26 protein-coding genes and 1 pseudogene are annotated in these 20823 nt (G+C 71.4%); 16 read left to right on the top strand and 11 right to left on the bottom strand.

The genetic code is table 11. From position 1 onward, the window contains the following. Positions 1–6 precede the first annotated feature (6 nt). Entirely contained in the window at positions 7–1032 is a 1026-nt protein-coding gene (locus tag WBN91_RS11070; RefSeq protein ID WP_337723092.1) for an AAA family ATPase, read from the bottom strand. A gap of 326 nt (positions 1033–1358) precedes the next feature. Then, positions 1359–1670, bottom strand: coding sequence for a hypothetical protein (locus WBN91_RS11065; RefSeq protein WP_337723093.1), 312 nt, complete (start codon positions 1668–1670; stop codon positions 1359–1361). 267 nt (positions 1671–1937) lie between these two features. Here WBN91_RS11065 and WBN91_RS39145 point away from each other — a divergent pair. The 11 genes and pseudogenes from WBN91_RS39145 to WBN91_RS11010 all read left to right on the top strand — a co-directional run. Next, positions 1938–2711 (top strand): annotated as a pseudogene (locus WBN91_RS39145) (DUF7617 domain-containing protein); the annotation flags it as partial. A gap of 200 nt (positions 2712–2911) precedes the next feature. Then, positions 2912–3310, top strand: coding sequence for a TOBE domain-containing protein (locus tag WBN91_RS11055; RefSeq protein WP_121230654.1), 399 nt, complete (start codon positions 2912–2914; stop codon positions 3308–3310). Positions 3311–3312: 2 nt separating this feature from the next. Continuing rightward, on the top strand, positions 3313–4065 hold the full coding sequence (gene modA, locus WBN91_RS11050; RefSeq protein WP_443217699.1) for a molybdate ABC transporter substrate-binding protein: 753 nt from the start codon (positions 3313–3315) through the stop codon (positions 4063–4065). Continuing rightward, complete coding sequence (modB, locus tag WBN91_RS11045; RefSeq protein WP_337723096.1) at positions 4062–4859, top strand: molybdate ABC transporter permease subunit; 798 nt, start codon at positions 4062–4064, stop codon at positions 4857–4859. Before modA ends, modB begins: the two co-directional genes overlap by 4 nt. Further along, positions 4856–5884 (top strand): ABC transporter ATP-binding protein, encoded by a 1029-nt coding sequence (locus WBN91_RS11040; protein WP_337723097.1) that lies wholly within the window; start codon positions 4856–4858, stop codon positions 5882–5884. Before modB ends, WBN91_RS11040 begins: the two co-directional genes overlap by 4 nt. Positions 5885–5970: 86 nt before the next feature. Next, entirely contained in the window at positions 5971–7137 is a 1167-nt protein-coding gene (locus WBN91_RS11035; RefSeq protein ID WP_337723098.1) for an NAD(P)/FAD-dependent oxidoreductase, read from the top strand. A gap of 39 nt (positions 7138–7176) precedes the next feature. Next, positions 7177–8064 carry an RNA polymerase sigma-70 factor gene (locus WBN91_RS11030; protein ID WP_337723099.1) on the top strand — a complete coding sequence of 296 codons (888 nt, stop codon included), beginning with the start codon at positions 7177–7179 and terminating at the stop codon, positions 8062–8064. 122 nt (positions 8065–8186) lie between these two features. Further along, complete coding sequence (locus WBN91_RS11025; protein WP_337723101.1) at positions 8187–8318, top strand: hypothetical protein; 132 nt, start codon at positions 8187–8189, stop codon at positions 8316–8318. Beyond that, positions 8315–8764 carry an iron chaperone gene (locus tag WBN91_RS11020; RefSeq protein ID WP_337723102.1) on the top strand — a complete coding sequence of 150 codons (450 nt, stop codon included), beginning with the start codon at positions 8315–8317 and terminating at the stop codon, positions 8762–8764. The genes WBN91_RS11025 and WBN91_RS11020 overlap by 4 nt, the downstream gene beginning before the upstream one ends. A 57-nt stretch (positions 8765–8821) precedes the next feature. Continuing rightward, positions 8822–9697, top strand: a complete 876-nt coding sequence (locus WBN91_RS11015; protein ID WP_337723103.1) for a TIGR03619 family F420-dependent LLM class oxidoreductase — start codon at positions 8822–8824, stop codon at positions 9695–9697. Positions 9698–9708: 11 nt separating this feature from the next. After that, the gene (locus WBN91_RS11010; protein ID WP_337723104.1) at positions 9709–10224 is read left to right on the top strand and encodes a hypothetical protein; all 516 of its coding nucleotides are present in this window, start codon (positions 9709–9711) and stop codon (positions 10222–10224) included. A 39-nt stretch (positions 10225–10263) separates the two neighbouring features. Here WBN91_RS11010 and WBN91_RS11005 read toward each other — a convergent pair whose 3' ends face one another. From WBN91_RS11005 to WBN91_RS10995, 3 genes are all read right to left on the bottom strand, one after another. Then, positions 10264–10530, bottom strand: a complete 267-nt coding sequence (locus tag WBN91_RS11005) for a DUF202 domain-containing protein (protein WP_337723105.1) — start codon at positions 10528–10530, stop codon at positions 10264–10266. Next, positions 10527–10904, bottom strand: a complete 378-nt coding sequence (locus tag WBN91_RS11000) for a YidH family protein (protein ID WP_337723159.1) — start codon at positions 10902–10904, stop codon at positions 10527–10529. The genes WBN91_RS11005 and WBN91_RS11000 overlap by 4 nt, the downstream gene beginning before the upstream one ends. A 70-nt stretch (positions 10905–10974) precedes the next feature. Beyond that, complete coding sequence (locus WBN91_RS10995) at positions 10975–11157, bottom strand: hypothetical protein (protein ID WP_337723106.1); 183 nt, start codon at positions 11155–11157, stop codon at positions 10975–10977. A gap of 103 nt (positions 11158–11260) precedes the next feature. Between WBN91_RS10995 and WBN91_RS10990 the strand changes: the two genes are divergently transcribed. After that, positions 11261–11476, top strand: coding sequence for a hypothetical protein (locus WBN91_RS10990; RefSeq protein WP_337723107.1), 216 nt, complete (start codon positions 11261–11263; stop codon positions 11474–11476). A 31-nt stretch (positions 11477–11507) separates the two neighbouring features. Here the strand turns inward: WBN91_RS10990 and rox are convergent, their stop codons facing one another. Continuing rightward, positions 11508–12929 carry a rifampin monooxygenase gene (gene rox / locus WBN91_RS10985; protein WP_337723108.1) on the bottom strand — a complete coding sequence of 474 codons (1422 nt, stop codon included), beginning with the start codon at positions 12927–12929 and terminating at the stop codon, positions 11508–11510. 186 nt (positions 12930–13115) lie between these two features. Further along, positions 13116–14540 carry a WGR domain-containing protein gene (locus WBN91_RS10980; protein WP_337723109.1) on the bottom strand — a complete coding sequence of 475 codons (1425 nt, stop codon included), beginning with the start codon at positions 14538–14540 and terminating at the stop codon, positions 13116–13118. 363 nt (positions 14541–14903) lie between these two features. Here WBN91_RS10980 and WBN91_RS10975 point away from each other — a divergent pair, with 363 nt between their 5' ends. Both WBN91_RS10975 and WBN91_RS10970 read left to right on the top strand, forming a co-directional pair. Beyond that, positions 14904–15329, top strand: a complete 426-nt coding sequence (locus tag WBN91_RS10975) for a hypothetical protein (RefSeq protein ID WP_337723110.1) — start codon at positions 14904–14906, stop codon at positions 15327–15329. Positions 15330–15417: 88 nt separating this feature from the next. Next, the gene (locus WBN91_RS10970) at positions 15418–15666 is read left to right on the top strand and encodes a hypothetical protein (RefSeq protein ID WP_337723111.1); all 249 of its coding nucleotides are present in this window, start codon (positions 15418–15420) and stop codon (positions 15664–15666) included. Between the two features lie 3 nt (positions 15667–15669). Here the strand turns inward: WBN91_RS10970 and WBN91_RS10965 are convergent, their stop codons facing one another. Together WBN91_RS10965 and WBN91_RS10960 are read right to left on the bottom strand one after the other, a co-directional pair. Then, a complete protein-coding gene (locus WBN91_RS10965; RefSeq protein WP_337723112.1) occupies positions 15670–16185 on the bottom strand; it encodes a hypothetical protein in 516 nt (171 codons plus the stop codon). After that, entirely contained in the window at positions 16182–16949 is a 768-nt protein-coding gene (locus WBN91_RS10960; RefSeq protein WP_337723113.1) for a MerR family transcriptional regulator, read from the bottom strand. The genes WBN91_RS10965 and WBN91_RS10960 overlap by 4 nt, the downstream gene beginning before the upstream one ends. 55 nt (positions 16950–17004) lie before the next feature. Between WBN91_RS10960 and WBN91_RS10955 the strand changes: the two genes are divergently transcribed. Continuing rightward, positions 17005–17445: a PPOX class F420-dependent oxidoreductase gene (locus WBN91_RS10955; RefSeq protein ID WP_337723160.1), complete on the top strand. Its 441-nt coding sequence runs from the start codon at positions 17005–17007 to the stop codon at positions 17443–17445. Positions 17446–17494: 49 nt separating this feature from the next. Continuing rightward, positions 17495–19015: a serine/threonine-protein kinase gene (locus tag WBN91_RS10950; RefSeq protein WP_337723114.1), complete on the top strand. Its 1521-nt coding sequence runs from the start codon at positions 17495–17497 to the stop codon at positions 19013–19015. On the opposite strand, the gene WBN91_RS10945 is transcribed toward WBN91_RS10950, so the two are convergent. Together WBN91_RS10945 and WBN91_RS10940 are read right to left on the bottom strand one after the other, a co-directional pair. After that, complete coding sequence (locus WBN91_RS10945) at positions 18999–20126, bottom strand: sensor histidine kinase (RefSeq protein ID WP_337723115.1); 1128 nt, start codon at positions 20124–20126, stop codon at positions 18999–19001. The two genes, WBN91_RS10950 and WBN91_RS10945, sit on opposite strands and share 17 nt — an antisense overlap. Further along, positions 20123–20782 (bottom strand): response regulator transcription factor, encoded by a 660-nt coding sequence (locus WBN91_RS10940; protein WP_337723116.1) that lies wholly within the window; start codon positions 20780–20782, stop codon positions 20123–20125. The genes WBN91_RS10945 and WBN91_RS10940 overlap by 4 nt, the downstream gene beginning before the upstream one ends. Between the last annotated feature and the right edge of the window lie 41 nt (positions 20783–20823).

Below are 20823 nucleotides of genomic sequence, written 5' to 3'. Positions count from 1 at the left end.
GAAGTACTACCACATCTCGGTGATCAGCTCGGCCAAGTGGTCCGGGTCGTGGTGGTCGGTGTCGATGCGGCGGCCGATGGCGCGTTGGTCGAGGTGCTCGGCCTCGGCGACGGCCTGGGCGGTGATCCGGTGCAGGTCGGCCGCCGGGAGGTCGCGGAGTGGGTCGCCCGGCTGGGCCCAGCCCTCGCCCGCCGCGCGGGCGGCGATGCGGGCGGCCAGGCGGTCGGGGCTCGCGTGCAGGCGGTACAGGGTGATGTCGGGGAGGACCTCGGCATAGACCTGCGTCTCCTCCGGCACCGGACCGGTGAGGACCAGGGTGCGGGCGCCGGCTGCGCGGTAGGTGCGCCACAGGTCCGACAGGACGCGGGCACGGAGGCGGTGGTCGAGCGGGCCGTGGCCGGCGATCTGGTCCAGGTCCACGTAGGCGGCGGTGTGGCCGGCGCGCAGGAGGCGTTGGTACACCGCGAAGCCGACCGTGGACTTGCCGACCCCGGTCGCGCCGCACAGCCACAGCACCCGGGGTGGGGCGAGCCGGCCCTGGGCGTGCGGCAACACCTGGTCCACGACGTCCGACACGGCCAACCCGGTGGTGTCCACGCGGAAGGCCACGCCCGGTTCGAGCAGGGCAGCCTCGGCCAGCGCCTGGTCGACCATGTCCGCCGGAGCGCGGCGTTCGAGCAGGCGAGCGCGGAGCACGGGCGGGTCGACATCGAGGCGGCACAGGGTCACCGCGGCGTGGGGGAGGAGGTCTGTCGGGACGCCGCGAGCCACGTCCACCACCCCGGACACCACGACGCACCGCACACCGGTCGCGGCGAGGTGCGAGACCACCGCGTCGAGGTTGCGCGCCTGCATCCGGTGCCGTCCCGGGTCGGACGGGGGTTCCGGGTAGCAGATGCCGAGTTGGTCGATGTCCACGAAGCCCGCGGCCACGCCCGAGTCGCGCAACCGCTGGTGGAGTGCCCATCCGACGGTCGACTTGCCGACACCGGGTGGGCCGCACAGCCACAACACAAGCACGGGTTCCGTCACGACGAGCGATTGTCCGAACCGCACCCGGCCCGTGTCACGCGATTTCCCCGCCCACCGACCGCACGCAGTCACGACCTGGCCGGGCTGGAGCCGGGTAGCTGGGCCGAAAAGGCTGATGTGGTCGCATCCGTGTGCGGTCGGCTCGTGCGCGGGTAGAGAAAACGCTTTCCCAAACCCGAATTTTCGGGTCACGGCTACGCCGACAAGGGCGCGTACCCGAGCACCGGGGTGGGGCTCGTTGTCGCTTTCCCTTGCCGTTCCTAGGGTTTGGCACACGGACCGACCGGCCCGGCGACCATCACCGACCAGATCGGCTCGGCGCACGCCTACGCTCCCGGTTCGCTGCGCGTGCCGCCGGGGTGGACGCCGCAGTGGTCGACCGACGGCACCACCTTCCAGGACGCCGAACCCGCGTCGGGCACGGTCGCGGTCCGGGCGACCAACGCCGCCGCGCGGCCCGGTGGCACGGTGCTCGCGTCGCAGCTCACCCCGCCTGTGCAAGCAGCGGTCACGGCGACGGGCGGCGACGGGTTCACCCCGTTGCTGCACCGGACGCCCTCGGGCTCCTTGCAGGCGTGGAACATCTTCCACCACGCCGCACCGAACACACCCAAGGTGGTGTGCAGCGAGCTGGCCACCGGCACCCTGTGCGCGTGCTGGCGTTCACACCGGAGGTGGTCGTGGGGCCGGACGGTCACACGCGCAGCTACCTCGCGGTGTGGGGCGGCGGCATCGCGGGTGCGGCGATCTGCCACGACTGGACCACCGGCGCGGGCTGCGCGGGCTTCCCGAACCCCGCCACGCACCCCGACGTCAACGGCGGCGCGACCCGCGACTACGGCTACGCCTACGACACCACCACCGGGTGCCTGATCGGCCTGGGTGACTCGGGCGTGCTGTTCTCGATGGACCCGGCCACCGGCGGATCGCCGTGCGCGCGCAGCGGCGCGGCGGTGACGCTGACCCCGTCGGCGTCCTACTGCGACGGCGACACCGACCACGTCACCGGCTACGGCCTCGCGCGGCTGGAGGGCATCACGCCGGCCAACGTGAACTTCGCCGCGTCCAGTGTGTCCGTGGTGGACCAGAACGGCGCGGCCGTGCCCACGCCGGGCTTCGCGTCCGACGGCTCGGTGGGCCTGACCGGCGTGTCGGCCACCGCGCACACGTCCCTGACGGTGACCACCCGGCTGGTGCTCAACGACGGCGCGGACTTCGCCGGCGGCGCCAGGCCGAACCTGGTGGTGGACTTCGTCGGCGACCCGCCGCAGGTGTGCTTCAAGACCACCGCGGTCACCGCCTGCACGGTCACCGACGTGGTGAACACGGCCACGAGCACCGACGCCTCCGGCTCCTTCAGTTCCAACGTGGTGTCGGTGCCGGTCGCGCCCGGCGCGGCGTGCCAGCCGGTCGTGCGGACGGAGAAGGCGATCTGCGCGTCCCACCACGCGGCGGACTGCGGTCCGGGCGGCGCGGGACCGTGGGTGAAGCAGGCCCCGGTCGGCCTGCTGGGCGCGTTGTTCGGCACGGCCCGGTGGCGGATCACCATCACCAACGACGGGCCGGTGGCCGTGGACAACGTCACCGTCTACGACCTGGACGAGCCGTCGTGCGAGACGGCCGGCGGGACGTTCAGCCTGGCGCCGGGCCAGTCCAAGCAGGTCTACTGCTCGACCTACGCGGTGGTCTCGCTGTTCCCGATCACCAACCACGCCAAGGCCAAGTACACACGCGCAACTCGCCGGCGGGCGCCCCGCCGTCCTACTCGCCGTACTCGTCGGCGAAGGCGTGCCTGTTGTTCTGCAACACCTGATCCCAGGGGAACCCGCCATCCAGCCAGGGTGGCGGGTTCCGCATGTTCGGAACTATGCTCCCGCTCATGCCGAATCTGCGGATCAGCGAGGCCGCGGCGCTGCTGGGCGTCAGTGACGACTCGGTGCGGCGCTGGATCGATCAAGGCCGGTTGCACGCGGTCGTGCTCGACAACGGCCGCAAGGCCATCGACGGCGCCGAACTGGCCGCGTTCGCCCAGCAGTTGTCCGAGGTCGCCGAGCCCGGGGTCACCGTGGCCGCGTCCGCGCGCAACCGGATGCGCGGCATCGTCACGCGCGTGGTCAAGGACGGGGTGATGGCGCAGATCGACATGCAGGCCGGACCGTTCCGGATCGTGTCGCTGATGAGCCGCGAGTCCGCCGACGAGCTGGGCCTGGAGGTCGGCAGCGTCGCGGTCGCCTCGATCAAGTCCACGCACGTCGTCGTCGAGATCCCGGAGGCGTGACCGTGCGGAAGCTGCTCGCGGTCGTGGTCTTGCTGGTGGCGGGCTGTGGCACTCCCGGAGCGTCCAGCCGGGGCGGTGCCTCGGGTGACATCACGGTGTTCGCCGCGGCCTCGCTGACCGAGTCGTTCACCAAGCTGGGCAAGGACTTCGAGGCCGCTCACCCCGGGGCGAAGGTGACGTTCAACTTCGCCGGGAGTTCGGCTTTGGCGCAGCAGCTCAACCAGGGTGCCCCGGCCGACGTGTTCGCCTCGGCCGCGCCGGCGAACATGAAGCAGGTCACCGACACCGGGACCGTCAAGGCCGCGCCCACGACGTTCGCGAAGAACACCTTGCAGATTGTGGTCCCCAAGGGCAACCCAGGTGGGGTGACCGGGCTGGCGGACTTCGCCAGGGCGGACCTGAAGATCGCGCTGTGCGCGGAGCAGGTGCCGTGCGGGGCGGCGGCGAAGAAGGTGTTCGAGGCGGCGGGCGTCACGGCCCGGCCGGACACGCTGGAGCAGGACGTCAAGGCCGCGCTGGCCAAGGTGGCGCTGGGCGAGGTCGACGCGGCGCTGGTGTACCGGACGGACGTCAAGGCGGCGGGGGACAAGGTGGAGGGCAAGGACTTTCCCGAGGCCGCCGAGGTGGTCAACGCGTACGTGATCGCGCCGGTGGCCACGGCGTCCAACTCGGTGGGGGCGCAGGCTTTCCTCGACCACGTCGTCTCGGCGGAGGGGCGGGCGGTGTTGGCTGAGGCTGGGTTCGCCGCGCCATGACGGGTGTGCGGAGGGCGCGGCTGCCGGTGGTTCTTGTGTTGCCGGCGGTGGTGGGCTTGGTCTTCCTGCTGTTGCCGCTGGTGGGACTGCTGGTCCGCGCGCCCTGGGCCACCCTGCCGCAGCGGCTGTTCAGCGCCGAGGTCGGGGACGCGCTGCTGCTGTCGCTGGTGTGCGCGAGCCTGGCGACGGTGGTGTGCGTGGTGCTGGGTGTGCCGCTGGCCTGGTTGCTGGCGCGCAGCGACCTGCCGGGACGCGGAGTGCTGCGCGCCCTGGTGACCGTGCCGCTGGTGCTGCCGCCGGTCGTCGGCGGTGTTGCGTTGCTGCTGGTGCTCGGGCGGCGTGGGCTGGTCGGGCAGTACCTGGACGCCTGGTTCGGGGTCTCGCTGCCGTTCACCACGGCGGGGGTCGTGCTGGCGGAGGCGTTCGTGGCCATGCCGTTCCTGGTCATCTCGGTCGAGGGCGCGTTGCGCGCGGCCGATCCCCGGTTCGAGGAGGCGGCGGCGACGCTGGGCGCGTCGCGGTGGCTGACGTTCCGGCGGGTGACCCTGCCGTCGGTGCTGCCCGGTCTCGTGGCGGGGACCGTGCTGTGCTGGTCGCGGGCGTTGGGTGAGTTCGGCGCGACGATCACGTTCGCGGGCAACTACCCCGGCGAGACCACGACCATGCCGTTGGCGGTGTACCTGGCGCTGGAGAGCGACCCGGACGCGGCGATCGTGCTCAGCGTGGTGCTGCTGGTGGTGTCGGTGGGGGTGTTGGCCGGGCTGCGGGACCGGTGGATCAGGGGTGCGGCATGACCCTGGACGCCTCCATCCGCGTGGCTCGCGGGGACTTCCGGCTGGAGTTGGACCTCACCATCGCGCCGGGCGAGGTCGTGGCGCTGCTGGGTCCCAACGGGGCGGGCAAGACGACCGCGTTGCGGGCGTTGGCCGGGTTGGTGGACGGTGGTCGGGTCGCGGTGGGCGAGTCCACTTGGGACGGTCTTCCGGTCGAGAAGCGGCCTGTGGGAGTGGTGTTCCAGGAGTACCTGTTGTTCGCGCACATGACTGCGCTGGACAACGTCGCTTTTGGTCTGCGCGCTCGCGGTATGCCGAAGGCGGCGGCGAACGCGGCGGCGTTGGAGTGGTTGCACAAGGTCGGGTTAGTTGAGTTTGCCCGCGCCAAGCCGCGGACGTTGTCCGGTGGGCAGGCACAGCGGGTGGCATTGGCCCGTGCGCTGGCGACGGACCCGCTGTTGTTGCTGTTGGACGAGCCCTTGGCGGCGCTGGACGCGAGCACCCGGCTGAAGGTCCGATCAGACCTGGGGCGGCACCTGCGGGACTACCCTGGACACACGCTGCTGGTCACCCACGACCCGCTGGACGCGATGGTGCTGGCCGACCGGATCGTCATCCTCGAAGGCGGGCGGGTGGTGCAGGAGGGGACGCCGGCGGAGGTCGTCCGCAGGCCGCGCACGGATTACGTGGCCCACCTGGTCGGCCTGAACCTGTACCGGGGGTGGGCGGATGGTGTCGAGGTGTCCCTTGCGGATGGTGGGCGGGTGACGGTGGCGGAGCCTGTGGAGGGAGAGGTGCACGTGGTGTTCTCTCCGACGGCGGTGGGGCTGTACCCCGAACAACCGGCGGGCAGCCCGCGCAACACGTGGCCCGTGACCGTCGTGGGGATCGAGCAACACGCCCACACCACCCGCGTCCAGCTGGACGGGACGCCGGCGGTGTTCGCCGACATCACCACCGCGACCGTGGCCGACCTGCGCCTGGAGCCGGGGGACAGGCTCTGGGCGGTGCTGAAGGCCACGGAGATCCACACCTACACGGTGTGAGGGGTGATGTGGGTCACGACGTGTCACGGTCGAGGCTTGCTCGGTGTCTTGGGGGCGTTGCGGCCCTGAGCTGAGGAGACACCGAGATGAGCACCGAAGTGGTCGTGGTGGGTGGCGGGTACGCGGGGGTCATGGCGGCCAACCGGCTGACCCGGCGCGGCGATGTGAACGTGACCCTGGTCAACGCCCGGTCGACGTTCGTCGAGCGCATCCGGCTGCACCAACTGGCCGGCGGCACCCATCCCGCGGTGGTCGAGTACCGGGACGTGCTGGCCGAGCGGGTTCGGCTGGTGGTGGGCAGTGCGACCCGGATCGACGCGGCTGGGCGAGCGGTGGAGCTCGCGAGTGGAGAGGTCCTGCGCTACGACTACCTCGTGTACGCGGTGGGGAGTGCCGCCGCGGTGCCGCGGGTGCCGGGGGCGGCCGAGTTCGCCTATCCGATCGCGAGCCTGGAGCAGGCCGAGCGGCTACGGCCTGCGTTGGACGTCGCCAGTGCGGTGACGGTGGTCGGGGGCGGCGCGTCCGGCATCGAGATGGCCGCCGAGCTGGCCGAACAGGGGCGTGCGGTGACCTTGGTGTGCGGCGGGGCGCTGGGGCCGTACCTGCACCCGAAGGGGCGGCGTGCGGTGGCTCGGCGGCTCGCTGACCTGGGGGTTGTGGTGGTCGAGGGCGCTGAGGTGGTGGAGGTCGAGCGGGCGGCCGTGCGGCTGGCCGATGGGCGGGTGATCGCGGGTGAGGTCACCGTCTGGACGGCCGGGTTCGGGGTGCCGGACCTCGCCGCGCGCAGCGGGCTGAGCACCGATCCCGAGGGGCGTCTGCGTACCGACGAGACGCTGACCAGCGTGGATGACGAGCGGATCGTCGCGGCCGGCGACTGCGCCGCCCCCTCGGACCTGCCCTACCGGATGGGGTGCCAGTCGGCGGTCCAGCTCGGGCCGCAGGCTGCGGAAACCGTGCTCAGCCGCATTGCCGGGGAGCAGCCGGCGGTGGTTCAGGTGGGGTTCGCCGGGCTGTGCGTCAGCCTGGGGCGTCGGGCCGGGATCTTCCAGTTCGCCTCGCGGGACGACCAGGCGACCAAGCTGCACGTCGGTGGTCGGGTCGGTGCGGTGATCAAGGAGTTCGTGTGCAAGAGCACGGTGAAGCAGCTGGCGAGCGAGGCCCGCAAGCCCGGTGCGCGTGACGTGTGGATGAAGGACCCCAAGCGCGGCGAGCTGGTCGGGACGGAGCCGGTGCGGGTGAGCTGGTCGGCGTGAGCGAAGATCGACGGTGTGGGGAACCAGGGGGTTGTGGGTATGAGTGAGCACGCGGCGACCGAGGCGTTCGTCACCTACCGCAACCTCTTGTTCACCGTCGCGTACGAGATGCTCGGGTCGGCGGCCGACGCCGAGGACGTGTTGCAGGAGACGTGGCTGCGGTGGGTCGAGGTGGACCTGGCGGAGGTGCGCGACCAGCGCGCCTACCTGGTCCGGGTCACCACCCGCCAGGCGCTCAACCGGCTGCGTACCGTGCAGCGCCGCAAGGAGGCCTACGTCGGGCCGTGGCTGCCCGAGCCGTTGCTGACCACGCCGGACGTGGCCGAGGACGTCACGCTCGCCGAGAGCGTGTCGATGGCGATGATGCTCGTGCTGGAGACGCTGTCGCCGACCGAGCGGGCCGTGTTCGTGCTGCACGAGGCCTTCGGCGTCGGCTACGACGAGATCGCCGAGGCCGTGGGCAAGACCCGCGAGACCGTCCGCCAGATCGCGCACCGCGCCCGCCGCCACGTCGACGCCCGCCGCCCGCGCAAGGCCGTCGCGGCGAGCGAGGTGCGGGCCGTGGTGGAGTCGTTCCGGCGTGCCCTGGACACCCGCGACTTCCAAGGCCTGCTCGACGTCCTCGCGCCGGACGTCGTGCTGACCGCCGATGGTGGTGGCGTGAAGCAGGCGGCTCGGCGGCCGATGGTCGGGGCGGAGAGGCTGGTGCGGTACGTGCTGGGCGGCATCGCCAAGACCCAGGCCGACCTGGCGACCGAGCCGGCGGTGTTCAACGGCAACCCGGCGGTCCTGTTCCGCGTGGGCGGGGAGGTGGACGGTGTGCTGGCGTTCGATGTGGAGGACGGCCGCATCACCGGGCTGTACTTCGTCCGGAACCCGGAGAAGCTGACCCGGATCGGGGCCTCGACGGCGTTGACGCTGAGGTGAGCGGCACTGCGGTGAGGCGGTGCCGCGGTGACCGATCAGGATTCGAGAAGCGGCGGCCAGGGGTCGGCGCTTAGCGTTGTCGGCATGAGGTTCACCGACATCGAGGCGGGGGTGCTGCACTGATGTGCCTCTACCGCGTACCCGGCGCCGCCGAGGCGATCGCCGCCGGACACGCCGAGCCCGCGCCCGTCGACCCGCCCGTGACCACCGACGTCCCCAACCAGGCCCCGATCCTCGAGGAGATCTCCCGATGACCACCAAGACCGCCGCGTACGAGGGTTTCTCCGCCGAAGAGCGCGCGGCCATGAAGGAACACGCCCGCGAGGTCAAGAAGGACGCCCGCCGCAAGTCGGCCGCCGACAAGGAGGCGGAGTGGGCGCAGGACGTGCTGGCCAAGATCGCCGAGATGCCGGAGGCCGACCGCGTCATGGCCGAACGCGTGCACGCCGTCATCACCGCCAACGCCCCGATGCTCGCGCCGAAGCTGTGGTACGGCCAGCCCGCGTACACGTTGGACGGCAAGGTCGTGTGCTTCTTTCAGAACAAGGACAAGTTCAAGACCCGGTACGCCACCCTGGGCTTCAACGACTCGGCGGGCTTGGACGACGGGGAGATGTGGGCCACGCACTTCGCCCTGACCGAGGTCACGCCGAAGGTGGAGGAGCGCATCGCGGAGCTGGTGCGCCGGGCCGTCGGCTGACGAGTGGGTGAGAAGCGCTTGCCTTGACGTGGGCGTCAAGGCTTAGCGTCGGCGGGCGTGAAGTTCGCGATCAGCTACAGCACCACTTACTTCGGCGTGGACCCCGACCGGATGGTGGCCTACGCGCGGCACGCCGAAGAGTGCGGTTTCGAGGCTTTGTACCTTCCCGAGCACATCGCGGTGTACCCGGGTGCGGCGATCGGTGGCCACCGGATCCCGGCCGGGTTGCCCTACGCGGACCCCGTCGACACCCTCAGCTTCATCGCCGCCGCGACCAGCCGGATCCTGTTGGGGACCGGGGTCCTGCTGCTGCCCTACCACCACCCGGTCGTGCTGGCGAAGCGCTTGGCGACGGTGGACGTCCTGTCCCGCGGCCGGATGCGCCTGCTCACCGTGGGGCTGGGCGTCCTGCCGGGTGAGGCGAAGGCGGTGGGTGTCGACTTCGCCTCACGGGGGCGGCGGGCGGACGAGTCGATCGACGTGCTGCGCCTGTTGTGGGAGGGCGGCGAAGAGGGAGTCGACCACGAGGGGGAGTTCTTCGAGTTCGACGGCTTGTGCAGTTTTCCCAAGGTGCATGGCGGCGGGTCGCTTCCGGTCCACGTGGGAGGGTCCAGTCGGGCGGCGGCTCGCCGGGCCGGGTTGAGGGGGGACGGCTATTTCCCGGGTGGTGCGTTGACGCCGGACGAGCGGGAGGCCCAGTGGGAGCTGGTGCGGGAGACGGCCGAGTCGGTGGGGCGTGACCCTGGGCGGTTGGAGTACACGCGGTGGGGGTCGATCGACATGGGGGTGGAGCAGGCGGGGGTGTTCGCGGAGCAGGGGGTGACGCGGGTGGTCGTGACCGCGACCAGTGCGGATCCGGCGGAGCAGCGTGACCAGATGTCCGCCTTCGCCGAGCGGTTCGGTGTGAACGGTGGAGGTTTGGCCAGGTATTAGGCTTGCGGCTTGTGAAGATCCTGTTGGCCATCGTCGCCGTGTTCGGGTGCATGGCGGCGGTGATCGGCGGTGCCGTGCTGGTGATGCGCGGCGATGCGCCGGACCCGCACGCCTACCCGGGCAGTTCGTCGGGAGTCTCCTTCGCCGAGGCGCAGGAGGTTTCGGCGATTGCGTTGCCGGAGTGCGCGCAGGAGACGGCGAAGTTCCACCAGGGGCCTTCCTTTGTGGATGCCGTGGTGGTCATGGACTTCACGGCTCCGGACGAGTGCGTGGCGGAGTTCCTGGCCGGGGTGGGGATCGACGGCAACACCCCGGTGGTGCGGTGGAAGCAGGAGTTCACGGAGAGTGGGTCGCCGATCGTCCCGCCGGTGAACTCGGGCATCACGTGGACCTTCTCGCGTGAGGACCGGGTGGAGTACTGGCGGATCGAGCGGAGCCGCGGGGTGTACGAGAAGGCCGTGATGGTCGTGGTCAACCGGTCCGCGCAGCCCCAACACGTCTACATCGAGTCCTTGCCGTCCAACTGAACGCCTGAGGCCTGGACGCTTGGGGCTCGGGCCTGGGCGTCAGCGGACGACCAGCGCGGCGGCGGCCAGGGTGAGGACCGAGAGGGTGGCGAGTGTGGGGATCAGGTGGGGAAGCGGGCGGGTGGTGGTGCGGGTTCGGAGGTAGGCGGTGGTGCAGAAGAACAACCACGCCGGGACGATCAGGGCTAGCGCGATCGGGTGCTCGGTGGCCTCGCGGGCGGCCAAGAGGGCGACGACGGTGCAGGTGAGGGCGGTGCGTCGCCACGCCAGGCCGGTGCGTTCCGGTTGCAGGCCGGGGTCGGTCACGGGTTGCTCACCACGATGGTGACGATGACCGCGCAGGACAGGGCGAAGAGCAGGACGGCCAGCAGGGCCGGGAACCTGGTCACCGGTAGCGGGTCGCCGCGGCGCATCGCGCGTTCGCAGCGGACCCAGTGGTGGACGGCCCGCAGTGCGCAGACCGTGCCGAGGCCCACGGCGGTCAGGGCGACGGCCGTGCGGAGTGGGGCGGGTAGGTCAGGTAGGAACTGGTCTACCGCCAGTCCCGCGCCGACCAGGGCCAGCGCGGTGCGGATCCAGGCCAGAAAGGTTCGCTCGTTGGCCAGGGAGAAGCGGTAGTCCGGGGTCTTGCCCTCGGCGAGCATCCGGGACGGCGAGAACCACAGCCGCAGGTCGCGCATCACGCGAGTGCTCCGGGATCCATCCGGTCCTCCCAGTGGGTCGGTTGGGACTATCGTGCCACGGCGTGTCCTATGTGGACTGCCAGAGGGTCAGCTTCTCCGGGTTGCGGACCGCCCAGATGTGTCCGATCCGGTCGCCGGTCAGGTCGAACGCCGCCACCGTGACGGTGACGCCGTCGAGCTGGACTACCAGGCCGGGCAGCCCATTGACGGTGCGTTCCAGGATGGTCAGGCTGGGCGTCCGGTCGAGCATGTAGCGGGCGATCCGGTCGCTGCCGCTGATCGGGGTACCGGCCCCACCACGCGCTTGGGTACGTGACCTTCGTCCGGCCTCTGGTCATGGTGGTGGTCGCGGGGTGGCCAGGCTGCCCCGCAGCCTGGTGTGGCTGCCCGGTGTGGTGGTGGCGTTGACGGGGGTGCAGGTCGTGATCGCGAAGGTGGCTCGGGTACTGGACGACTCGGCCGGTGCCCTGGTCTTCGGGCTGCACGCGGTGAACGGCATGGCGATCGCGGCGGTGGTGGGGCTGATCCTGCGGCAGGCGGTGGTGGACCGCGTGTCCGTGTCCGTTTGAGCGGGTTGCTTTCCGTTCGCAGGGTGCGGGTTCAGGCGGTGCCGAACCAGCGGGGGAGGTGGTCGAGCAGGTCCTGTTGGTCGTCGCCGGCCCATGCCACGTGGCCGTCCGGGCGCAGGAGCACGGCGGGCACGTCCAGGTCCTCGCTGACCTCCACGACGTGGTCCACCCGGTCCGACCAGCCGGCGGTGGAGAGCCGTCCCGTCTGGTCCAGGAGCACGCCTCGGGCGGTGTGCAGGTGGTCGTAGAGGTGGCCGGTTTTCAGGGGGAGGTCGGGCAGGCGCCGGCCGACGAGGTCGTGGTTGCCGCCGAAGTCGTAGCGGATGGCGGTCGCCATGACCTTCTCCAGCAGGAACCGGTTGACCTCCTCGAACTCCATCAGTTGCGCGAGCAGGCGGCGCACGGCCTGCGGACCAGGCTCGTTGGTGGTGAGCAGGACTTGGGCGCGGGTGTTGTCCAGGACGTCGGCGGCCACCGGGCGTCGTTCGGTCTCGTAGGTGTCCAGGAGGTCCGGCGGCGCCCAGCCGGCGAGTTCCGCCGCGAGCTTCCACCCGAGGTTGACCGCGTCCTGGACGCCGAGGTTGAGGCCCTGGCCGCCCAGGGGTGGGTGGACGTGGGCCGCGTCGCCCGCCAGCAGCACGCGGCCGTCGCGGTACCGGTCGGCGAGCCGGGTGGCGTCGCCGAAGCGGGACAGCCAACGCGGTGAGTGCACCCCGTAGTCCGTGCCCGCGACCGCGCGGATCGCGTCCTTGAGCTCGTCGAGGGTGGGCGGGACGGTGCGGTCCTCGGCGACGTCGGGCGCGGGCGCGCCGACCCGGTACACCCCGTCGCCGAGGGGGATCGCGCCGAACCCGTGGTGGGTCTTGTACAGCTCCATGACCGACGCCATGAGCTCGTCGTGCGGTGTGCTCACCTCCACCTCGCCCAGCAGCCACTCCTTGCGGGCGGGTTCGCCGGGGAAGCCGATGCCCAGCAGCTTGCGCACCGTGCTGCGCCCGCCGTCGCAGCCAACGAGGTAGCGGGCGCGCAGGGTGGTGCCGTCGAAGAGTTCGGCGGTGACGCCGTCCTCGTCTTGGGTCAGGCCGACCAGCGTGAGGCCCCGCCGGATCTCGGTGCCGAGTTCGATCGCGCGTTCGGTCAGCAGTCGTTCGGTGGTGGTCTGCGGGATGCCCAGGACGTACGGGTGCGTGGTGTCCAGGCGCTCGGGTTGCGGCTTGGTGATGCCCGCGAAGAATCCCCCCACCGGGCGCTGCTTGCCGTGCGCGAGAAATCGGTCCACGATGCCACGCTGCCCCAGCACTTCAAGACTGCGCGCGTGCAACCCAAGCCCCCGCACGACCTTGGTGGGTTCGGCCTCCTTGTCCAGCACCACGACGTCCACCCCGTGCAACCGGAGCTCCGCGGCCAACATGACACCCGTCGGCCCGGCTCCGGCAATGATCACGTCGAACATGAACCCCCCCGCTCCGAGCACATCTTTTGTCGCACTCCCCAGCTCAGGCCGCAGATCGTGCACCACAGCGGGGGTCTTGCGGCAAGAGCCCCTATCGGATATATGTTGAACATGGCGGCGGGGGCCGCCTTTTTTCATGCCTCGAGACGTTCCCGGAGCTGGACGCCATCGTGCCCGGCGGTGGGGTCAGGAGAGGCGCTTGATTTCTCCTCGGGTTCGGTAGAAGGAGCCGCCGGCGGAGGTCAGGACCTCGGAGACCAGGTAGCGGGCGCCGGGGATGCGGATGTTCTTCGGGAACTGCACGCCCCAGGTCCGGTTGTAGCCTTCGGAGATCACGTGGACCCTCAGGCGGCCCGCCTCCTGGACGCATTCGACGATCACGCCCTCGCCCGGCGTCGGGTGCGAGACGAACTCGACCTCCGCTGTCGCCTCCACGCGGGCGATGGCGCCGGCCTTGATGTCCTGGCGTGGGGGCAGGTGGCCCTGTTCGGCGGCGTGCACCGCGGACGGGCTGGCGTCCACACAGGCCAGTGAGCCGTCTGTGGTCACCAAGTAGAGGCGTTCGTCGCGGTACTGCATGGAGAAGGCGGAACCGCAGCCCGTGGCCAGCTTCCACAGGCGGGTGCCGTCGGCGGCGAAGCAGTACACCGAGGACTGGTTGTCGCCGGCGAACACGAACTCGCCGTCCGGGGATGTGGCGCACGAGAACACCGGTGCGTCGCAACGGTAATCGCCTGTCTTGCGCCCGTCCGCCTTCGCGAAGCGGTGCACCCACGCCCGACTCGTGCCCACGAACACGTCTGTGCGCTCCTGCCACCCGAACAGCACCTCGCCGACTGTGTCCGAGTGCCACGCCCGGTGCCCTCGCCCGGTGTAGTGGGTGACGCCGCGCGAGTGGCCGTGGAAGACGCCCTCGTCCGAGCAGCGGACCATCCACGCGCTGTCGCCCGTGGCGGGCATCGACCACTGGAACTCGTCCTCGTGGTCCACCACCGTCACGCGGCCCTGCCGGTCGGACACGCCCAGCACGCCGTCGTGGATGTCCAGCCAGTAGATGTCGACGTCCTCGGCGATCTCGTACGCCACCCGCGGCACCTTGGCGCCCAGGTCGTACACCTTGCCGTCGTCGCACCCGGCGTAGATCCAGAAGTCGTCGGCCACGATGCACTTCACCGAGTCGGGCAGCCCGAACCGCCCGGTGACGCGGCCGTCGTGGGTGAGGGTGAAGACGTCGCCGTTCTCGTTGCCGACCCAGGCCCGCTCCTCGTCGACGAAGATGCCGAACGCGGGCGCGCCGGACGCGAACCGCCACAGCACCGGCGCCTGGTGCGCGGTCGAGCGCGTGCTGACGATCTGCCGCCGGCTCACCGCTCGCCGTTGGCGCATCCCCTTGACCGCGGGCGCGTAGCCCTTGCGGACCTTCTCGCCGATCTTCTTCTCCGCCGCCTTGACCGCCTTGGCGTGGTCGGCGAAGGTCGCCGTTCTGACCTGCCCCTGCTCGCCGATGCGTCCGTAGGTGATGGTGACCTCGGTGTCCTCCACGCGCACCTCGTAGAACTTGTGCGCGCCCCCACCAGCCTCGGACAGCTCCAGGTACGTCGTGCCGGACATCGCTACCTCCCCCTTCGGATCGACCGCTGATCGGCTCCCGACCAACTGCTGATCAAGGTAGCGAGGGGGTACGACAATCCCGCGCGTCGGCGATCCGGGGGAACTGTGTAGCTGGTTATGCGTCAACCGGCGCTGGGCGGGCCGACTACCGGGGGCGGGGCCGTCGGGGTGGGTGCGAGTGGTGCGGTTGGGGGATCAACCGCCGGGTCACCACGGGGAACGGGTGCGGCGCGGAATTGGTAATGATTGGTTTTGTCATTTCTTGAATTGTGCTCGCCTGGGTGGCTAACGTCATTGTTCGGTTGGCGTCGCCGCAAAACACGCGGTGGTGCACCGAAGGTGAAAAAATCCTAGGAGGAGATGATGAGGGCAATTCCCGTCCTCGCTCTGACCGCCGCCGCCCTGGTCGCGAGCGCGTTGCCCGCCAGCGCGGACACCGTGCCGCTGGACGAGGCGGCGGTGGCCGCGTTGGCCGTCGAGGCGACGGCGACGTTGGAGGCGCGGGGCGCGGCCGTGTCCGTGCCGACGACCGTGGTGTGCGCGAAGGGCGCCTCGGGGTCGCTGTTCGTGCAGGTCACGCAGAACGTGCGCGGGGACATCGCCACGGGTGACCGGTACGTCCCGATCCCCACCTGCACCGGCACCTTCCAGCAGGTCCACGTCACGGTGGTCTCGCGGACGAAGGCGTTCCGGCCGGGCACCGCGTACGCGACGGCGTCGCTGAACGTGTGGACCCAGAACGACTGGGGCTCCGCCGAGCAGGAACGGGACATCACGATCGTCCGGTGACCTCCGAAACCGGGGTCGGCCGCGGAATTCTCCGCGGCCGACCTGTTTTGTCACACCTACTTGGAATGCGAGGTGCGCAAGTGCCCAAGTGGCGGCGCTCAACGAGGTGCCGGGGGCCCGGCCGACACCGCGGGAGTACGCGGCGCTGGTCCGGCGGCACCCGCTGCTGAGCGGTCTGCGCAACGTGGTGTCGGCCTACCCGTCGTGGATCGACCCGGCCGAGCTGACCGCGTCGATCTACTCCAAGCGGTTCTGGACCAAGCAGGACCCGTCCTGGACCGACGAGGAGGCCGCCGCCGCGTTCCGGCCCGACCCCGACCCGGTCGTCGAGCGCTGAGGGCTACCCGGCCCGGCGGACCGGTTGGCGCAGCAGGGTCCGCGGGGCCGGGTCGTCCAGGGCGGTCAGGTAGATCTCGTGGTGCAGTCCGTTGTGCACCAGGCCTTGAGCGGCCATGAACTCCTCCATGACCTTCAGGGACAGGTGTTCCTCGCTGAACGGGCCGTCGTGCAACAGTTCCACGCACTCGCCCTCGGCGATGGTGGCCAGCCGCACCCGGTCCACGGCGGGGCACGCGGCACGGGTCTGCTCGCGGGCGCGCTCCACGCCGCCGTCCTGCGGTGCGACGGCCAAGGGGAGCAGGAGGTGCCACCGCCACAACGAGCGCGGCACCTCCAGCGCCGGCCGGTCGTCCTCCGCCCACCACTGGCCCTCCAAGGGGCCGGGGCGGACACCCAGGGCGGCGGCCACGGTGTAGAGGGCCTGCATCGCGGTGACGTGCTCGGTGCCGCCGGGCTCGCCCTGCCCGGTGACGCTCAGGCACGTGACCGGGCCGTGGGTGGTGGTCGTCGGGGTCATGCTTCGTCCTCCAAGGGGATCATCAGGTGGGTGACCAGGTGGTCGGGTTCGGTGGTGGCGGGGTCGGAGACGTAGACCTCGCGGATCGGGCCGTGCAGCGGGTGGCCGCGCTCGACGCACCACGCCAGCAGGGCGTGCGCGGTGAGCGGTACCTGGTCGTAGGGGCCGACGTGGGTGGCGCAGGCGAACGTGCCGCCGGGCAGCACCTCGGCGCCCTCCGAGGACACCAGCGCCACCCGCACCTCGAACGCGTCCGACAACTCGACCGGGAACAGCCCGATCAACTGCGGCACACCGCTACCGGTCAGGACCCGGGACACGGCCAGGGAAGTCGCCCGCGCCACGTCGTCCGCGCCGGCCGCCGTCTCGCCGGCCACGACCACCGTCCGGGCCGGCTCGGTGACCACCCGCACGGGCGTGGCGGGCAACCCCTCGGCCAGCACCCGCCGCAACGCCGCCAGGGTGCGGCGCCGCCGCGCCAACTCCTCCTCCTGCGCCACGCGCACCCCGTCCAGCGCGTCCGCCGACCCCGCCAGCACCGCGGCCACGACCGGCAGCGGCACGTCCAGCGAGCGCAGCAACGCGATCGACAGGGCTTGTCGGGCCTGGTCGCGCCGGTAGTAGCGGTAGCCGGAGTCGGCGTCCACGTGCGCCGGGACCAGCAGGCCCAGCTCGGCGTAGTGCCGCAACTGCTTGACGCTCAGCCGCGCGAGCCTGGCGAACTGCCCGATCGGCAGCAAGTTCTCCTCCACGGGCACCAGCATGGGGTCTCCGGCAGTGGGAGAGTCCAGGGGTCGGTTTCGCGAGGGAGGCGTGGTGTTGGACGAGTTGGTTCGAGCACGGGTCGCGGCGGTGCACTTCTGGCACCTGGCGACGATCAACCCCGACGGTTCGCCGCATGTGTCGCCGATGTGGGTGGACGTCGAGGGCGACCACATCGTGTTCAACACGGCGGTGGGGCGGGTCAAGGAGGAGAACGTGCGGCGCGACCCGAGGGTGTCGCTGTCGTCCTTCGACCCGGAGAACCCCTACGACCGGGTCGTGATCCGCGGGCGGGTGGTGGGGCTGGTGCTGGGCGAGGAGGCGGACCGGTCCATCGACGCCTTGGCGCGCAAGTACCTCGGCGTCGAGCGGTTCGAGTGGACGGTGCCCGGTGAGCAGCGGGTCAAGGTCCTGGTCGAGCCGACGCACGCGCGGCACGTGGTCGGGGTGGAGCCGTTTCGCCCCGGCGCGGGACCGTTGCGCCGACCGGACGAGTGAGCCCACCGCCTCACCGTCACGCAGTGGAGGACTGACAGGATTCCCGACCATGCGTGAGGTGGGCAACGGGCGCTACCGGCTGGTCCGCGAGCTGGGCCGGGGTGGCATGGGGGCCGTGTGGCTCGGGTACGACTCCGTGCTCGGCCGGGACGTCGCCGTGAAGGAGCTGGTGCTCCCCGGCGGCGTCCCGGCCGCCGAACGGGCCGTGTACCAGGAGCGGGTGCTGCGGGAGGCGCGGATCGCGGGCAGGCTCGCCGACCCGTCCGTGGTCACCGTCTACGACCTGGTCAAGGAGGACGACCAGACCTACATCGTCATGGAGCTGATCACGGCTCCGACCCTGGACGACCTGGTCGAGCGGGACGGGCCGCTCGACGCGCGGGCGGCGGCGACGCTCGCCGGGCAGCTGCTGTCGGCACTCGAGGCCGCGCACGAAGCCGGTGTGGTGCACCGGGACGTCAAGCCGGGCAACGTGATGGTGCCCGCCCGCGGTCCGGCGAAGCTGACCGACTTCGGCATCGCCCAGGCGGTGGAGGACCCGAAGCTGACCGCCACCGGCACGCTGATCGGCTCGCCCGCGTACATGGCGCCGGAACGGCTGTCCGGCGCGCCCGCGTCACCCGCCTGGGACCTGTGGGCGTTGGGCGCGACGCTGTTCTACGCCACCGAGGGCCGCAACCCGTTCGAACGCGACACGACCTCGGCGACCCTCCTCGCGGTGATGACCGAGCGCCCGCGGCCGAAGCTGAGCCCCGGCCCGCTGTTCGACCTCGTGGTGGGCCTGCTGGAGCCCGACCCGGAGCGCCGCCTGGGCGCGCCGCAGGCCCGGCGGCTGATCGAACGCGCCCTGGTCGAGACCTCGGACACCACCACCCAGGTGGACCCACCCACCACACGGGTCGAGCCGCCCGCCGCGATGCCCCCGCCACCGCACGTGCCGGTCGCGCCGCGCCGCCGGACGGGCCTGATCCTCTCCGCGACCCTGACCCCGCTGTTCGTGATCGGCGCGGCGATCCTGTTGTACGCCACGGTCTTCAAGCCGTACTTCACCCTGGGCCTCCCGGACACGACGACCACCCTGACCACGACGACGCCACCGTCGCCGGTCCGGACGTCGTCCCCGGCGATGCAGCCGGTGCTGACCGTGGGACCCGACGGCGACATCGGCGTCTACACCCTGCTGGCGTTCGAGAACGACTGCATGAACTGGGTGCCCGCCAAGGGCGCGGGACGCATCGACAACCGGATCGGCTGCTACGCGCCCCACGACGTGGAGGTCCTGCACACCATCCACTCCGGCACCGACCACACGAAGGAGGCTCCGTACCCGTCGCTGGAGGAGCTGACCCGGAAGGCCACCGCCGAGTGCACGCAGGTCTTCCTGTCGGACAAGGTGATCCCGCAGGACAAGGAGACCACCTTGCGCTTCTGGGTGGTCGTCCCGACCGAGGAGGCGTGGAAGCTGCGCACGACCACCAGCGGCGACCGCACCTCCGACCGCACCTCGTCGTGCTACGTGGGCCGGGCGGACGGGGCGAAGCTGACCGAGCCGGTCATGAAAGAGGACTGACCGGGTTGGGCCGCGCGGTCGCCGGGGAAGCGCTGTGGGCGCTGACCGGCAGCTCGGCGCGGACGCGGTAGCCGCCGTCCGGCGTCGGCCCGGCCTCGAACTCCCCGCCCAGTATCGCCACCCGCTCGTGCAAGCCCACCAGGCCGTGGCCGCCGCCGGGGAGGTCCAGCGGCGGCACCTCGTGGTCGGGTGGTCCGTTGTGGACCTCCACGTGCAGGCGGTCGTCGGCCAGGCGCACGCGGACGTGGGTGGTCGCGCCCGGCGCGTGCTTGCGGGCGTTGGTGAGGGACTCCTGGACGATCCGGAACGCGGCCCGCTCGACCGGTTCCGGGCACGGCTCGGGCACGTCGACCTCCAGCGCGCTCCCGTCCACCAGCCTGGGCAGGTCCGACAGCCGGGGCTGCGGGGTCAGGTCGCCGGCCCGCCCGCCGGCCGCGCGCAGCACGCCCACCATGTGCCGCAGCTCCACCAGGGTCCGCACGGCCAGGTCCCGGATCGCGCCGGCGGTCTTGCGCGGGTCCGCGTCCGACACCAGCAGCGCGCCCGCCTGGAGGCTGATGAGGCTCACCTGGTGGGCGACCACGTCGTGCATCTCGCGGGCCAGGCGGGCGCGTTCGGTGGCCAGGACCCGGTCGGCCAGCAGGGCGTCCTCCCGCTCCCGGCTGCTGGTCAGCTCGGCGAGCCGGACCCGCAGCTCCTCGCTGACCGTGGCCAGCCGGCCCAGCGCCACCGCCGCCACCGGGAACACCACCGCCCGGACCCACAGGCTGTGGTCGGCGGTGTTCTTCGCCAGCTCCTCGGCGGTGAAGGGGTAGGGCCACCAGAGGGCGACCGCGAACAGGACCGGGAAGGCGCCCAGCAGCCACCGGTTCCGCCGCAGGCGGGCCACCGTGTACAGGGCGATGCCGCCGGCCACCCACGCGGGACCGAGGGCCACGGCGGCCAGGTTCACCAGCAGGACCGCGACCGGGAACCGCGTCCGCACGAGCAACGCCGCCAGACCGACCAGGCCGACGCCCAGTTGCAGCGGGTCCGCCGGTTCGTCCACGAACAGGTCCACGGCGCCGGCCACCGGCGGGCCGACCACGCGCAGCCACCCCGGGAACCTCACGTCCGCTCCGTGAGGCGGGCTCGTTCGGCGACCACCGCCGCCTGCACGCGGTTGAGGCCGCCGAGCTTGGCCAGCAGGGCGCTGACGTGGTCCTTGACCGTGCCCTGCGCCAGGTGCAGGCGTTCGGCGATGGCGGTGTTCGACAGGCCCCGACCGAGCAGCGCGAGCACGTCCCGCTCCCGTTCGGTCAACCCCGCCACCGCGCGGCGGGCGGCCAGCGATGTGTCCGCGTGCTCGACGAAACCGCCGATGACCGCGCGGGCCACGGACGGGTCCAGGGTGCTGCCGCCGGCCGCGAGCGTCCGCACGGCCTGGGCGAGCTGGTCGGGGTGGGTGTCCTTGAGCAGGTAGCCCGACGCGCCCCGGCACAGCGCAAGGGTCAGGTGCTCCTCGGTGTCGAACGTGGTCAGCATCGTCACGGCCGGCATGGGCGCGCCGCGCAGGGCGGTCCGCAACTCTTCGAGCACGGTCAGGCCGTCCACGTCGGGCATGCGGACGTCGAGCATCACCACGTCCGGCCGGTGCGCAAGCACGGTCTCCACCGCCCGCGCGCCACCGCAGTCGGCCACCACGTCGATGTCCGGGGCCGCGCCCAGGATCATCCGCAGCCCCGACCGCACCAACTGCTCGTCGTCGACGATGACGACCCGGATCACGGTCTGTCCCCATCGGACGCCATAGCCGCACTGTAGGACCG

This window comes from Saccharothrix sp. CCNWYY140, assembly GCF_037401995.1.
In the GTDB taxonomy this organism is placed as follows: domain Bacteria; phylum Actinomycetota; class Actinomycetes; order Mycobacteriales; family Pseudonocardiaceae; genus Actinosynnema.
The sequence above is the reverse complement of the archived record's forward strand: the minus strand, read 5'-3'. Positions and strand labels throughout refer to the sequence as shown.